The following is a 13,831-nucleotide window of genomic DNA, read 5'->3' as shown; positions in this document are numbered from 1 at the left end:
TAAAGCAGCTCTAAAGAGTTTTGAGTTAAAAGTTAAACTTCAAGTTTTCATTCAGGACGAATGTACTGATTAACTAATTTTTTGGGGAAAATTAGTTAACCGATCATTATAACATATAATTAATTTGCAAGAGTTCTATTAGTTAACCGATCATTATAACATATAATTAATTTGCAAGAGTTCTAATGTGCATGGTGCGTTCCCAAAAATCGATCGGTGGAGCAGCAGGAGCCACATTAGGGAACGCACCCTACGGCGATGGCGTGCTGCTACGCAGTGCCTTCGGCATCGCACTAGAATTGATCCAGCAGCATATCGTACTCTGCATGGGAACCAACCCAGAACCAAATCACCGTATCATCCTCTAATTGACCGACAGCACGATAATCCCTATTGATGCGTGCAGAATAGATGGGCAGCTTTGGATGGACTTTCTTGAATCGCAAGCTGGGATAGCTTGGGTCTTCTTTGAATTGCCGATACGCTTTACCGGTCTGCTCTTGAATCGGTTTTGGAAGATCTGCAAACATCTCCCGAAAACGAGCAGTGGTACAAGACTTCACAACGTTTCTGGGTCTAATTCTTGAGTCTTGCCCAATCGATGTTCTGCCATTGCTTCGGCTGCTAGTTTAGCCAGCAAGTTTGGTGAGCGGGCAAAGGAGTCATTCCATCGCTTTTCTTCTTCGAGTTCTGCCAAAATTAGGGTTGCGATCGCTTCCTGTTGATCGGTTGACAAGGTTTGTAATTGGGCGATCGCCTGCTCAAGTCGTTCAGTCATATACAACATCTAACGTATAGGGCTTAATATATTCTAGCCTCCACGTTGCTACAGCGATGGCGTACTGCTACCCAGTGCCTTCAGCATCGCACTTAAACTCATAGCTTCAATCTATGGGCATGGTGCGTTCCCAAAAATCTATTGGTGGAGCAGTAGGATCCAGATTAGGAAACACACCCTACAAGATCGGCGTGCTGCTACGCAGTGCCTTCGGCATCGCACTAATCAACCCATTGAATCCAAAAATACTCGTTAATTGTAGTTAAAATCCATGAAAACCTTTCTCAAAAATATGGCAGCACCTTGGCAAGCAATCCCAGAGATTCTTAAAAACCTTAAGTCTCTGAATAGTTCTTCCTCAAAATATCAAGATATACTAGCAGAGTTACAAATTGATAATTATCTGATAGAAAACTTGCATAAAAACCCAAAATATGATAACCCTAAAAAACTAAACCGCTACGAATTTAAGGTTTTTTCCCAAGCGGGAGAAGATGGCATTATTAGCGAGATTTTTAATCGGATTGGAACCACAAATAAATTCTTTGTGGAATTTGGAGTTGGTAACGGTTTAGAAAATAATAGTGCCTATTTGTTAGTGAAAGGATGGCAAGGTTATTGGATTGAAGGCAGTGAGCGATTTTGTAAAAGTATTCGCCAATCTTTTAAAGATTTAATTGCTAACCAACAATTAACTTTAAAAAATACTTTCATCACTGCCGCAAATATTGAAGACTTGTTTCGAGAGGGCAATGTACCGACAGAATTAGATTTATTATCCATTGATATTGATGGTAATGATTATTGGGTCTGGCAAGCAATTACTAATTATCGTCCCCGGGTGGTAATTGTCGAATATAATGCTATTTATCCCCCCGAATCCAGTTGGGTGATGCAGTATAATCCTAGTCACCAATGGAAATATAATAGTCATGTGGGATCAAGTTTGAAAGCTCTAGAAAAACTTGGTCATCAACAGGGTTATAAACTGGTGGGTTGTAGTTTTTCGGGAGTAAATGCTTTCTTCGTGCGAGAAGATTTACTTGCAGATCATTTCTGTTCCCCTTTTAGTGCTGAAAATCATTACGAACCCGCGCGCTATTTTCTTTGTTCCCAAAAAGCTGGTCATCCTCGCACTTTTGGCAAATTTAAGACTATTGAATAGGGTAAATTAACCGATAATTAATAACTGGTTGGGGTGCGTTAATTTAAGCAACAACACACCCTAACTTTGTATTAATGCAAGAAATGACGAATGCCTGTTAAGACCATAATTAAACCTAACTCATTAGCGGCATTAATCGAATCCTGATCTTTTAAAGAACCTCCTGGTTGAACAATTGCCTCGATGCCAAACTGGGCCGCCGTGCGAATAGTATCATCAAAGGGGAAAAAGCCGTCACTAGCTAAATAGCCACCTTTGGCCGCTTCCCCTGCTTGTTCAAGGGCAATTTTCGCCGAACCAACGCGATTCATTTGCCCTGCACCAACCCCTAAAGTAGTTTTATTTTTCGTCACCACAATAGCGTTAGATTTAACGTGCTTAGATACCTTCCAAGCAAACAGTAATTCCGCTAATTGTGCGGCAGTGGGTTGTTTTTCTGTCACCACGCGCCACTCCTCCGGGGTTTCTACCACGTCATCGGCCGCTTGTACTAGAAAACCGCCGGCGATAACTTTTATTGTTTGTTTTTCTCCCGTGGTTAAATCCGGCAGCAATAAAATCCGCACCTTTGATTTTTTAGCGAGGATATCTCGGGCTTCAGGGCTACAATCGGGGGCAACCACGCATTCTAGGAAGGTTTTCGTTAATTCTTTAGCGGTTGCTTCATCTATGGCTTGATTTAGGGCAATAATACCCCCAAAAGCCGAGATAGCATCGGCGTTAAAAGCTTTAGTATAAGCTTCCACTAAACTACCACCGATCGCCACACCACAGGGATTAGTGTGTTTCAGGATAGCAGCGGCTGGTTCTTCCCTGCCGAATTCGGCGATTAAACGGCGGGCTGCTTCTAAATCGACTAAATTGTTATAACTTAGTTCTTTTCCCTGTAATAAGGTCGCTTTTCCCCAACCTTGAGCCATTGTACCGCTGCCGTACCAAGTGGCACTTTGGTGGGGATTTTCGCCGTAACGCAGGGTTTGCAGGGCATTTCCCGCCAAATTAAAGCGAGTCGTTTCCCCGTTTAAGCTGGCGAAATAGGATGCGATCGCACCATCGTAGGCATTGGTTAAGGCGAAGGTTTCCCCCGCCATTTTTTGACGGAATTCCAGGGAGATTTCGCCGTTATTTTGCCGTAATTGGCTTAAATACTGCTCGTAATACTTCGGGTTACTGATGACAGTCAAATGGGCGAAATTTTTAGCCGAGGCGCGTAACATCGCCGGACCGCCAATATCGATTTGTTCGATCGCCTGAGCGGTGGTAACCTCAGGATTAGCGATCGTCTGTTCAAAGGGATAGAGATTAACCACCACCAAATCAAAAGGACGAATTTGATTAGCCTCCATTTCCGCTAAATCTGATTGCCAATCCCGTCTAGCCAAAATACCGCCATGGATGCGAGGATGGAGAGTTTTCACCCTTCCGCCCAAGATTTCAGGAGATCCTGTGTATTCTCCCACTTTAATCACGGGAATCCCCGCCGATTGCAGTGTTTTGGCGGTTCCTCCACTGCTAATAATTTCAAAATCAAACTCTTCTGTTAGCTGACGGGCAAAGTCAACTATTCCGGTTTTGTCAGTCACGCTGATCAGCGCTAAACGTCCCATAGTAGTGATCTATAAGCAACCATTTCAGTATATCTCAGTCCTAACCCGTTAAAAATTAAAAAAAGTAGGTTAGTAAATAATCAGCGACTTCTATATTTTCCTCTCTCAAATATCAACTTATGCCAAGGCAATTTTTAAAGTCCTCCCAGAAAGATTTGGTCTGACTTGTTAAAAAAATACAGGATTGTTCGGGGTCAACAAGTCCCTCTAGATTGATAAAAACCCCTCAGCAAAACTCATCGCCCAATCTTGTCAGATTCCCATCATCTTTTTTTTGTCTTTAATGCCGAGAAAATCAGCTAATAAGTAGTCGGACATAAATTCTGTTGTCTATCTTATAGAAATGTAAATTGCCGGAATTCTTACTGACGACTGACTCCTTACCCTACAGTTAACTTTACTTTTGTTCAACTACTTAACGTTTGTGATCAACTAATTGGCTGAGAGTCACCACCTGATAACCTTGATCGTGTAATTTCCCTAATAAATTCTTCAGCACGAGCACCGTATTTTCATCTCTTTCGGGGGAGCCACCGTGAAGCACTAAAATCGCCCCGGGGAAAATAAATTGCGAGATATACCAAGTGGTAAATTGAGGGTGATTCGTTCCTTTTCTGGTATCTAAAGGAATCATGGAAGCGAGGGCAAATCGGGACTCATAGCCTGGAAATGTCCCCAAAAACGAGCGCATAGATTGATTATAGAAGGCTTGACCGGGACGATACCAGCGCAGCTCTTGACCTGCAAGACGACTTAAAATATCGTTAGCTTCCCGAAACTGACTGGCAAAAGCGTCGGCAGCCAGTTGACTGGTACGCAGATCCTGGGTGCCGTGATTAGCGATTTCGTGACCTTGGGCGATTAGGCTCTCAATCAAGGTGGAGTTCGGTTGTAGGTGTCCCGTGATCAGAAAAAAAGTCGCCTTGACAGCAGTTGCTGGGCTGGCTTTTTCTCGATTATGATCGGCGATCGCCGCTAAAATGCGATCGGTGGATTTTCCTTCCAGATCGTTGGGAGTGGGTAGATCATCGATAGTAAGGGCGATAATTTTCTCTCCTGTCGGTTGATAGAAAATTGCCCTGGGGAAAAGTCGAGCGACGATCGAGATAATTAATTTGGCAATGCTCATTCATACTAAATCCGTTGAGTATAGGCTACATATCAGGAGAGGCAAGAGGCAAGGGGCAAAAGGAGCTATAGATAATCAGTTTTTAATAACCAGATTTAGCATGAGAAGAGAAGTAAAGATTAGCGACTACAGGCCAAAGATTATTGATGCAGGAGATATTTACGCATTTTATTCAGTTTCTGCATCAGCGACAAAACTGAGGATAGCGACTGCGGGTAAAAATAGGGTAGTGGTCACGATCGCCGCAGCTAATCCCAGACGCTGATGACAACTACCAAACCGGTGAGCCTTTTCTCCTAAAGCCGAGCGATCGGATGCTGGTAGCTTGAAAGCTGAGATAATCCAGATAAAAACCCTATGAACATTTGAAAGACCCCCAACAGTAGGAGAAGAGTCTCCTACTGCCTGCAAACTTAAATGATCTCTCAATCTAGATCACTACCACTGGTGTAGCGGCAGCAATGTTGTAACCACTCAGTTGAATGATCGCATCACTAGCGGCTTGGAAACCGGCCGCTCCATTATTGAGAGCGATAAAAGTACCACTTTGTCCTGTCACTTTAAAGGCCGCCGCAGTGTTAGCAGCAAAGGCCGCATTAGTCAAGACCAACTGAATCGCCGCTTCGGTTAAAGCAGTAGCTGTGCCTTTCGATGCGGTCAAAGTGATTGGTGCAATAGGCGCAGGGGCATTAATGCGATCAAGACTAGCACCCGTGCCACTGTAGCCTTGAATAACATCAAAGCCACTCAGCAGCGACTCACCTAGAGAATTGTAGTTCAAAGTATCCAATCCCGTACTTCCCGTCAGACTATCCTTGCCAAGACCACCGGTAAGAGAATTATTCAGAGTATTGCCGACGATGTTGTCGTTGAGGCTACCACCAATAACATTTTCAAAGGCAGTGGCACTAGCTAGGGTGAGAGTGAGATTTCCGGCGGTGACGGTTTGGGCGGCGGTACTGCCGAGATTGAGGTTGATGGTTTTAGTTGTAGTCGCCGCAAAGTTGAGGGTATCGATTCCAGAGGCATCAATTAGGCGATCGCTACCCAAGACCATATCCGTGTCGAAGAGGTAAGTGTCGTTATCGGCCCCACCATCGAGGGTGTCGTTGCCTCCTAAACCGCTGAGGGTGTCATTACCTCCCACTCCAGCCAGGGCATCGGCAAAGCTTGTCCCGACCAAGTTGTTATTGGCCGCGTTACCATCATTGTCAAGAATGGTGGCCGTAGCGTTGTCAGGGCCACTAATAGTGTAGCCGACGGGGGCGGTAATTTTGGTGATGATGGTTTCACTGGGATCACTCAAGAGGTCATCTTTGGTGGGCAGGATGATGGTAGCTTTGGAGGAACCTGCCGCAAAGGTGACGCTGCTGGGAGTAGTGCCTGTGTAGTCAACACCTGGAGTGGCCGTACCGGCAAGGGTGTAGTTAACCGTTAAGGCACTGGAGAGGTCGCCGGTGCGGGTGAGGGTAAAGACACTGCTCACGGAACCGGCTTCGTTACCGTCGGTGGTTTTGGCGATCGAGATTGATTTGGTGTCAGCCTGAATACGTAAGGCGTAGGCTCCCAAACTTCCCCAAGTTGTTTCACCAAAGGACTGATCCGGAAGCGTTGAGTTAGGACCAACTTTGACAAAGTAATTTTGCCCGGCTACCAGTCCCGAATAAGTTAATCCAGTGACATCAACCAATGCGTTGTTATTCCAATCCGCGAGAACTCCTCCACTTGCATTAAGGATTTGGGCATCAAGATGCAGATTTCCATATCCAGCTGGCAGGTCTTCGCCAATAAAGTTGGTACCATCTTTGCTGAAAATTAGAGCATTATTGACTGAAATGTTTACGCTTCCAGCAGCAGGGGCGGTAAATTTGAAGTAATCATAGTCTATCCCAGTATTACCATCATCTGATGCTAGTGTAATCCATTCAAAGGCCCCACCGTAACCAGTGGAATTTAGGGTAATCGTCTGAGCACTAGCTAGATCCGTATTCGGAGTCCCTTCAACATAGCGACCGATTCCTTCCCCCCTAATCTGGAGAAAATCATTTTCAGTGTTTGTCGCATTCGAGTATTGGCCGCGCGAGAATTGCGTTAACTGCTTGGAATAGCCGACACCCATGATAGGTGCCCAGCCAGGGCTTGAGCCGCCTCCTGTATAGTATTCGGTAGAACCCTGACCGTCATGACTAAGATTGAGATTGTGTCCAGCCTCATGGGAAGCCGCTTCTGCGATATTTTTTGCAGTTCCTAAGCGACTTGGAAACACAAGCGCAGGTTTGTAATAGTTAGTTGTATCAACGAGATCGTAAATGCCAACATAGGCAATTCCCCCAGCCCCCGACCATTGGCTACCAATGTTCCCAATAGACACAACTGTCCCATAAGCACTGTCGCTTGTGCTAGACCGAGTAATCTGATCAAAGGTTGGTGTTTTCGTTGTTACGTTGACACCAAAAGGTGCATAGTCAGCAGCTACCCGACGGAAAATTTCCTTAATTGCATCAAATTCTGCTTGTGAATATGCCGTACTGACGATTGAGTCCAAAGAAAAGACAGCTATAGAAGAAATGCGGTCAGCACCCAAGGATGTGGCATTCCAAGCAGTGGCCGATGTGTTGTAGCCATCAAAATCCAGATAAATAGTCTTGGAAGAGAAGGGATTGGAACTGAGATTAAAGACTTCTGCATTGGAAATGCTTGTGAAGTCAAAGCTTCCTTGAGTGTTTACGGTTGCAAATTTCGGAATTGGTGTATTTCGTGGCTTAATAGAGATTGTATTTTCTATAACCGAGATGAGACTTGAGTAGTTAACCGTCTTGGGGGGTAACAGATAGTCTCGCGTCCCTTGAGGAGCATTAGGAGACAAGGAGCTTAGAGGTTGCAGTCCCAATTTGCTACTGTGGTATTGACCGCACGAGTAACAGTATGTGATATGGGTTTCTCCAGTTTTCTGGGTGAGATTGTCCTGATTAACCCTCGAATCCCATCCCTCGGCAGTGGGTACAGAGACAAGACCCAACCCTGGACTGGTGGTGACGGGGGCGGTAGTGGGTACAGAGGCAGGACTCGGCGCTGGACTGGTGAGATAACCAGAAGAGTCAATACTAAGAGAAGCGGGAAAGACCACTTGACTCGTAGCAGCAGGGGAGACTGGAACCGTGGGGGCCTCAGAGGAGACTGTAGATGGGGAGGGGTCAGAGTTCAGGACTCCTAAGGGAGGCGTTTCCCTCGATACAGTTAAATCGTCGGAACCTGTTAAATCAAAGGTGATTGGGAAGGCTCCATCAAAACTCAAAGAATCTTCTAGAGATGGCATATCTGTACTAGATAAATCGGAACTTACTTGTGTTGTCTTCATCACCACACACACCCCATTTTCCGAAAATTAATCGGTCAATTACTTGGGGGTGTTGGATTGTTTCTGTTTATGGTTAGGGAAAAAGACCAGCCCAACTTTTCTGCCTTGGGGCTAAATCTCTTGTTTGCTTATATTATAAACAGACAAGTTCTAGGAAAAAATAAATTTTTTCTTAAATTTATCCAAGAGCCTGATGAGTCACAGCAACAAGAAAAGTATTATTGAGAATGAAAAAACGTGAAAGTATTAAGCTGCCCGTGCATTTAAATTACTCCTTGAGACGCAGTTAAAATTCGTTGCGTAAATGCGTCCTAGCTTACTAGGTCAGGGTTTCTCAATCAACAGAGTAAATACTAAGACTATTTTCCAAAAACTGTAGCCCAATTATAGAAAAGATAATTAAGTGGATAAATCGCCTCTTATTGTTTCTGTGTGTAAGGGAGAAGAATAGAAATAATTTTCTAAAATATAGTCTTTAAAACCTTGCCTAGCAAGACTTGTATAAACAATAAACACTAATAAATATACTAGGTTTATCGGAGACAATAAATGGGTAATATTTGGAGATAAAAAGTAATTTTTTGTTCAATAAATGGTAAACTTTTTCATGGTTTTTTAACTGATTTGCGAATTACATTTTTTAAATATAAATCAGTAATTTTATTTATTTTTCTATTAATTACCAGCCAAATATACACCTTTATCTTCTTACAATAAACCAGCCGCCACATTCAAATCAATACCTATTGCTTAAATCAAACCTTCTCCTCACTTCAGTCTGGTTTCTGATGTTTGATTGCTTGTTGTCACCAACTGAAGAAATCTTACCTTTAGATGAGCCTACTTTTACCTCAATCTGCTTAACCGGAACCGTGGCTAAATTAATCTTTTTTTCCTAAGTTTCCTGGAAAGATTAAGGTAAAAATTAGCTCTATCCGCCCTTAGATTGGCTGATCATGGCTATTGGCCACCGATTCGGGGCTATCCTCGCCAATCCAAGCCCTGACTAACTCGTAGCAGAGACCGAGCAGAACCGGTCCGACGAACAAACCGATAATCCCGTAGGCGATCACTCCCCCGAACACCCCTAGCAGAATCACCACCATGGGAATGGGCAGACCGCGCCCCATTAAGATCGGTTTGAGGAAATTATCCACCAAGGTGGCGGGAATCATCCAGAGGGTAAATAATAGGGCGATGGAATGGGGTAGTGTTACCCAAGCGTGAATGAGCGCCCCCAAGACAATCAAACCAGGGCCAATTTGGAGAATGCCCAAAATTAGGGTGAGGAAAGTTAATAAACCTGCCGCAGGGGTTCCCACCGTCACTAAACCGATGCCGATCAAAAGACTCTGGATAATAGCAACGCCAATAACACCACGGCTAACATTGCGGACGGTGGAGGCGGTTAGACTGGCCAGCGCGATGCCTCGACCTGGGGCAATCTTTTCCGCTAACCGGTTCATCAGGTGAGTCAGATTTTTAGCCGAGAGGGTGAGGGCCGCCGCAATCAGAATCGAGGCGATAAATTTCAGCACCGTCAGACCGGTACTGGTGGCTAGGGAAAGGGATATTTTGCCCAGTTCTTTTAATTGTGGCTCGAAGCGTTGAAAAAATTGACCCGTGTTATCCGATGCCTGCTGCCAGAGACCGGCAATCCTTTCGCCAATCAGCGGCCAGGTGGCCAGATCGTCGGGGGGAGGGGGAATCAGCACCGTACCGGTATCGATATATTCGGCCAGCGTTCGCAGATTACCCGCCAGAACCGCTGCAATGCCACTCACCGGACCGATAATAATCCCTAGACAAAGTAGGGTGAGGAGAACTGTGGCCAGTTTCGCCCGGCCAGCGAGTAACTTTTTTAACCAGAGAAAGAGCGGATACCAAGCGATCGCCAGAATTGCTCCCCAGAGGATCATGGTTAGGAAGGGACGCAGCAGGGTAAAACCAGCAAATAACAACAGGCCGAGAAAAAACAGCCGGATGACGAGATCGATAATTTTAGCGTCATTTTTCATCAATAGCGATCGCCTTTTGGCTAGATGAGGACATTGCTGCAATTATGGCAGTTTTTCGTTATCGGTAGTGATTCGCTAGTAGTGGTCAGCCGTCTTGCTTATCTGGTCAGGATTGTGTAAAGTATTTCCTCATCAAAATAATTGCCCGATAAATCTTTAAAACTGATTCTTTCAGGGTAAATCTCCTGACAAATATTTTTTGGGTCGGTGCAATGCTTACCTTAAATAGTCTTGATCGAGTAAAATCGACTAATTTAATCTATTAAGTAGGTAGGTGTTAAAAGTTGTCAGACACCCCCCTTATCAAGGGGGGCAGGGGGGATCGAAGCTAAAATCCATTTTTAATTTAATTATAACCAGCTACTTAACAATGATGCAGACAAATTTATTAGAAGTGCGGGGAGCCACCCGTCGATTTGGGGGATTAGTCGCTGTGGATGGGGTTGGCTTTCAGGTACAAAAAAACGAGATTTTTGGCTTAATTGGACCCAATGGGGCGGGAAAAACGACTTTATTTAATCTGATCACTGGTTTAATTCCCCTATCCAGTGGTGATTTAATTTATCAAGGCGACAGTCTGGCGAATTATCGTCCTCACCAGATCGCTCAGGCAGGAATTGCCCGGACTTTCCAGAATTTGCGCTTATTTGGTGAATTATCGGCTTTAGAAAATGTAGCGATCGCTGGACATATTCACAATAGATCCAATCTCTGGACGGGAATTTTGGGTTTACCAGTTTCGAGAAGGGAGGAGGAAAAAACCTACAAAAGAGCGGGGGAATTATTAGATTTAGTCGGATTAACCGACCAGAGCAATCGAAAAGCCCGTAATTTAGCCTATGGTGATCAAAGACGCTTGGAAATTGCCCGCGCTTTAGCTTTGCAACCCCAGTTATTACTCCTCGATGAACCGGCAGCCGGGATGAATCCCAGCGAAAAGGGGTCATTAAGTCAGCTAATTCGACAAATTCGTGATAATTTAGCTCTAACCGTCCTGTTAATCGAACATCATGTGCCTTTAGTGATGGGATTATGCGATCGCATTGCCGTGTTAGATTTCGGTAAGTTAATCGCTTTGGGAGATCCAGCTACAGTCAGGGAGAATCGCGCGGTGATTGAAGCTTATTTAGGGGATGAATAAGGATTTTAGATAATTCCTCTTCAGGTTAATGGGAGATAAGTAGGTAGGCGTTAAAAATTATCAGACACCACCCTGATCAAGGGTGGACTAAGGGTAGGGTTGATTCATGAATCAACCCTACTATGAATCAACTCTAGGACTGAGGGGGAATCGAACCTAAAATCCATTTTTAATTTAATTATAACCAGCTACTTAACAATGATTATTTAATTACCAGAGATAGTCAAAAAAAGAGTTAAAGTTTCTCCCGATCGATATTTTGTCATAAGTACGGACGCACAATTATTTGTAGGATGGGTTAGCGGTAGCGTAACCCATGCTAACTCATCCAGTCGTTTAATTCCTTTAATCTTGTTAGCGCGTAACAACTCTCGACGCACCTCATAATCAGCAATTTCTGGAAGAATAACCCTAATACCTGCTTTAATTAGTGTTTGTAGCCAACAATTACAAGCTAGACTTTCAGGCGCTCGCTTAGGATTAGTAATTAAACCGATAATTCCCGTATCTAATAAAACTACTCTATTCACCAAGTTACTCCCTTTAAGTGAGCCGGAAATAAAGGACGCTCAGATAAACGATCTTGATCGAGTGCTTCGATTAAATATTCACCGGTTTCTTGTTGTTCCTGTTCATCTTCTTCATCAATCCAAGATTGAAGTAAATTAACCAGTTTGGTCTGTTGTTCTTGTTCTAAAATAGTATCCTTGAGCAACTTTAGGACATAAGCTTCTAGAGAAAGACCTTTCTCCCTCGCTTTTTGGCTGAGATATTGTTCGATTTCCGATGTTAAATTAAGAGTTAGTGGCATGGGCTTGACTTGAATCAATTTATCGTGTCTTTAACTATTATAAACAAAAAAGCTATCACACTCTACAAATATAGCGCAATCGCCCCTAATTTAAGACTTCAATTGTTGCTCGATTTGCCAGTTTTCTATTAAACACTAACTAGCAAAGTCAAATACTGGTGTTTCAATTACCCGTTTTGGTCGCTTATTTTCCCAGACAATTTCCTGCAAGCGTTCGACAGTTTCTGGTGCAAAAAAACGCTCTCCCGTTTCTACACAGACTCTAGCGGGGACATTTTCTATAATGAAAAAATTGCCATTGATTTCAAGAGTATAGGTAACTTCTTGTTCAATTAAGGTTTCTTGTCTAGAATTAGTTGACATCTGGTGTTCTCCTTGATTTAAAATCAATCCATAAATTTGGGTCGGGTTCATATAGGGTAATAATTTTGAGCAAAGGGCGAGAGGGATAGCTACAATGAATGTGTAAGGCTCTATTAATTAGAGTAAATCCCAAAAGTAAACAGCTTGCACCATACTTATCAGCCGGATAATCTTCAATAATTTCGCTTTGTTCCATCGCCTCCCGTAATTCTTGAACACTGATCTGACGCAGGATACTTTGATTGACAGCGTGTTGAGAAAATTCCAATTGGTTTTGTCTAACTTTTTGACGAATTTCCTCAATCATTTCAGTGATAGCCGCCTTTACTTTGAGCGTAAATATCCGTCGCTGTCATTTCACCAAATAACTGATCTTTAGTTTCTAAATAATTTAGAGGTTGGGATGCTGTTTCTCTTAGAAAGAAAGCCGCTTTAGCAATTCCCAATCTCTCTACAAGAGCTTTAACTCCCTCTTTGCTAATTTCCTCAATCTCAGGAATCGTCAAATCTGTTTTAACTTTCATAGTAATTTTCCTCAATTCAAGCGTCGAAATAGATTTTCAATTTTGCTTCATTCATCCACACTCCTACCATCATAACAAAAAAGCGATCGCCCTCTACAAATATAGCGTGATCGCATCTAATTCGAGACTATAGCTTTATTCGCCATTCCCTTCGCTTTCTTATAAATACTCAATCCCGCCCTGCATTTTGTCAGGACTCAGCCTTTAGGTTAGCCTGTACTGTAGAAGCAACAGTTTTGTTATCTCGCATTACTCTGATCAACAATCTTAAGGCTTCGTTAACCGCATCAGCAGTGGGAAACATTTCCGCGACATCAGGCTCCAAGCGCACAGTGACTCCATCAAAGCTTTTTCTTCCAGAGCCTAACTTTCTAACTCGGAGGTGCTTCAAGTCATACTCTGTCCGTAAATCATCTTCCATTTCTGGCTCATCCCTCTTCATAAGCTTCTCGTTCGGTTTGCGTCACTTCCCTTGCACTGATGAGTCGAATTACATCTCCTCTTTCAGTATAGGATACAATTAACAATCGCCCTCGATCTGACTCGCCAACAATCAGATATCGTTCCTCGCTCTCAGAATGCTCTGGATCATAGAAGTCAACATAGAGAGGATCATCAAAAACAGTTTTTGCTTCCTCATAGGAAACTCCGTGCTTGGATAAATTCTTTACTGCCTTGTTTTTATTCCACTCAAACTGCATGAAAATATTGTATCAGCAATTTTTTGTTAAGTAGCTGGTTATAATTAAATTAAAAATGGATTTTAGGTTCGATCCCCCCTGCCCCCCTTGATAAGCTATCGATTAGTCAGATCTTTCTTAACAAAAAGAGAAGAAACTTAAAAAAAGGGGAAACGATTGATAGGTATAGTTTTGAAAGAAGGAATCAAGGTGGAGGTGAGCAAAAAAAATGGAGAAATGGGCAGCCCAAGAATTAC

At 43.4% G+C, this 13,831-nt stretch carries 16 protein-coding genes; 2 read left to right on the top strand and 14 right to left on the bottom strand.

The window, feature by feature from the left end:
- Window positions 1-293: 293 nt before the first annotated feature.
- Together PN470_RS18980 and PN470_RS18975 are read right to left on the bottom strand one after the other, a co-directional pair.
- The gene (locus PN470_RS18980; RefSeq protein ID WP_271937535.1) at window positions 294-563 is read right to left on the bottom strand and encodes a type II toxin-antitoxin system RelE family toxin; all 270 of its coding nucleotides are present in this window, start codon (window positions 561-563) and stop codon (window positions 294-296) included.
- A complete protein-coding gene (locus tag PN470_RS18975) occupies window positions 560-778 on the bottom strand; it encodes a hypothetical protein (RefSeq protein WP_002739824.1) in 219 nt (72 codons plus the stop codon). The genes PN470_RS18980 and PN470_RS18975 overlap by 4 nt, the downstream gene beginning before the upstream one ends.
- 271 nt (window positions 779-1,049) lie before the next feature.
- Between PN470_RS18975 and PN470_RS18970 the strand changes: the two genes are divergently transcribed.
- Window positions 1,050-1,943 carry a hypothetical protein gene (locus PN470_RS18970; protein ID WP_016517364.1) on the top strand — a complete coding sequence of 298 codons (894 nt, stop codon included), beginning with the start codon at window positions 1,050-1,052 and terminating at the stop codon, window positions 1,941-1,943.
- A gap of 71 nt (window positions 1,944-2,014) precedes the next feature.
- Here PN470_RS18970 and purH read toward each other — a convergent pair whose 3' ends face one another.
- The 5 genes from purH to PN470_RS18945 all read right to left on the bottom strand — a co-directional run bounded on the left by purH (window position 2,015) and on the right by PN470_RS18945 (window position 10,055).
- Window positions 2,015-3,550, bottom strand: coding sequence for a bifunctional phosphoribosylaminoimidazolecarboxamide formyltransferase/IMP cyclohydrolase (gene purH / locus PN470_RS18965; protein WP_271937540.1), 1,536 nt, complete (start codon window positions 3,548-3,550; stop codon window positions 2,015-2,017).
- Window positions 3,551-3,965: 415 nt separating this feature from the next.
- Window positions 3,966-4,679, bottom strand: coding sequence for a polysaccharide deacetylase family protein (locus tag PN470_RS18960; RefSeq protein ID WP_272104939.1), 714 nt, complete (start codon window positions 4,677-4,679; stop codon window positions 3,966-3,968).
- Between the two features lie 168 nt (window positions 4,680-4,847).
- Entirely contained in the window at window positions 4,848-5,108 is a 261-nt protein-coding gene (locus tag PN470_RS18955) for a hypothetical protein (RefSeq protein WP_002793277.1), read from the bottom strand.
- 1 nt (window position 5,109) lies between these two features.
- Complete coding sequence (locus PN470_RS18950; protein ID WP_272104938.1) at window positions 5,110-8,037, bottom strand: bluetail domain-containing putative surface protein; 2,928 nt, start codon at window positions 8,035-8,037, stop codon at window positions 5,110-5,112.
- 941 nt (window positions 8,038-8,978) lie between these two features.
- A complete protein-coding gene (locus PN470_RS18945) occupies window positions 8,979-10,055 on the bottom strand; it encodes an AI-2E family transporter (protein WP_272104940.1) in 1,077 nt (358 codons plus the stop codon).
- Window positions 10,056-10,428: 373 nt separating this feature from the next.
- Between PN470_RS18945 and PN470_RS18940 the strand changes: the two genes are divergently transcribed.
- Complete coding sequence (locus PN470_RS18940; protein ID WP_103113430.1) at window positions 10,429-11,196, top strand: ABC transporter ATP-binding protein; 768 nt, start codon at window positions 10,429-10,431, stop codon at window positions 11,194-11,196.
- 206 nt (window positions 11,197-11,402) lie between these two features.
- Here PN470_RS18940 and PN470_RS18935 read toward each other — a convergent pair whose 3' ends face one another.
- From PN470_RS18935 to PN470_RS18905, 7 genes are all read right to left on the bottom strand, one after another.
- On the bottom strand, window positions 11,403-11,726 hold the full coding sequence (locus tag PN470_RS18935) for a hypothetical protein (protein WP_016514660.1): 324 nt from the start codon (window positions 11,724-11,726) through the stop codon (window positions 11,403-11,405).
- Entirely contained in the window at window positions 11,723-12,007 is a 285-nt protein-coding gene (locus PN470_RS18930; RefSeq protein ID WP_016514661.1) for a hypothetical protein, read from the bottom strand. The genes PN470_RS18935 and PN470_RS18930 overlap by 4 nt, the downstream gene beginning before the upstream one ends.
- A gap of 135 nt (window positions 12,008-12,142) precedes the next feature.
- Window positions 12,143-12,421, bottom strand: a complete 279-nt coding sequence (locus PN470_RS18925; RefSeq protein WP_002779215.1) for a YgiT-type zinc finger protein — start codon at window positions 12,419-12,421, stop codon at window positions 12,143-12,145.
- Window positions 12,360-12,677: a DUF4258 domain-containing protein gene (locus PN470_RS18920; protein ID WP_002755280.1), complete on the bottom strand. Its 318-nt coding sequence runs from the start codon at window positions 12,675-12,677 to the stop codon at window positions 12,360-12,362. Before PN470_RS18920 ends, PN470_RS18925 begins: the two co-directional genes overlap by 62 nt.
- Before the next feature lies 1 nt (window position 12,678).
- Window positions 12,679-12,894, bottom strand: coding sequence for a hypothetical protein (locus PN470_RS18915; RefSeq protein WP_272104937.1), 216 nt, complete (start codon window positions 12,892-12,894; stop codon window positions 12,679-12,681).
- Between the two features lie 190 nt (window positions 12,895-13,084).
- Window positions 13,085-13,336 (bottom strand): hypothetical protein, encoded by a 252-nt coding sequence (locus PN470_RS18910; RefSeq protein WP_272104936.1) that lies wholly within the window; start codon window positions 13,334-13,336, stop codon window positions 13,085-13,087.
- A complete protein-coding gene (locus PN470_RS18905) occupies window positions 13,323-13,595 on the bottom strand; it encodes a BrnT family toxin (RefSeq protein WP_016514663.1) in 273 nt (90 codons plus the stop codon). Before PN470_RS18905 ends, PN470_RS18910 begins: the two co-directional genes overlap by 14 nt.
- Between the last annotated feature and the right edge of the window lie 236 nt (window positions 13,596-13,831).

Origin of the sequence: Microcystis sp. CS-574 (assembly GCF_028329095.1) — a bacterium.
Classification (GTDB): Bacteria; Cyanobacteriota; Cyanobacteriia; order Cyanobacteriales; family Microcystaceae; genus Microcystis; species Microcystis ichthyoblabe_A.
This window is presented reverse-complemented; position numbering and strand designations above follow the sequence as displayed.

Excerpts from the sequence above, each read along its gene's own strand:
- PN470_RS18975 (WP_002739824.1), bottom strand. The coding sequence starts at position 778 with ATGACTGAACGACTTGAGCAGGCGATCGCCCAATTACAAACCTTGTCA.
- PN470_RS18970 (WP_016517364.1), top strand. The coding sequence starts at position 1,050 with ATGAAAACCTTTCTCAAAAATATGGCAGCACCTTGGCAAGCAATCCCA.
- purH (WP_271937540.1), bottom strand. The coding sequence starts at position 3,550 with ATGGGACGTTTAGCGCTGATCAGCGTGACTGACAAAACCGGAATAGTT.
- PN470_RS18960 (WP_272104939.1), bottom strand. The coding sequence starts at position 4,679 with ATGAGCATTGCCAAATTAATTATCTCGATCGTCGCTCGACTTTTCCCC.
- PN470_RS18950 (WP_272104938.1), bottom strand. The coding sequence starts at position 8,037 with ATGAAGACAACACAAGTAAGTTCCGATTTATCTAGTACAGATATGCCA.
- PN470_RS18945 (WP_272104940.1), bottom strand. The coding sequence starts at position 10,055 with ATGAAAAATGACGCTAAAATTATCGATCTCGTCATCCGGCTGTTTTTT.
- PN470_RS18940 (WP_103113430.1), top strand. The coding sequence starts at position 10,429 with ATGCAGACAAATTTATTAGAAGTGCGGGGAGCCACCCGTCGATTTGGG.
- PN470_RS18930 (WP_016514661.1), bottom strand. The coding sequence starts at position 12,007 with ATGCCACTAACTCTTAATTTAACATCGGAAATCGAACAATATCTCAGC.
- PN470_RS18925 (WP_002779215.1), bottom strand. The coding sequence starts at position 12,421 with ATGAACCCGACCCAAATTTATGGATTGATTTTAAATCAAGGAGAACAC.
- PN470_RS18920 (WP_002755280.1), bottom strand. The coding sequence starts at position 12,677 with ATGATTGAGGAAATTCGTCAAAAAGTTAGACAAAACCAATTGGAATTT.
- PN470_RS18915 (WP_272104937.1), bottom strand. The coding sequence starts at position 12,894 with ATGAAAGTTAAAACAGATTTGACGATTCCTGAGATTGAGGAAATTAGC.
- PN470_RS18910 (WP_272104936.1), bottom strand. The coding sequence starts at position 13,336 with ATGAAGAGGGATGAGCCAGAAATGGAAGATGATTTACGGACAGAGTAT.
- PN470_RS18905 (WP_016514663.1), bottom strand. The coding sequence starts at position 13,595 with ATGCAGTTTGAGTGGAATAAAAACAAGGCAGTAAAGAATTTATCCAAG.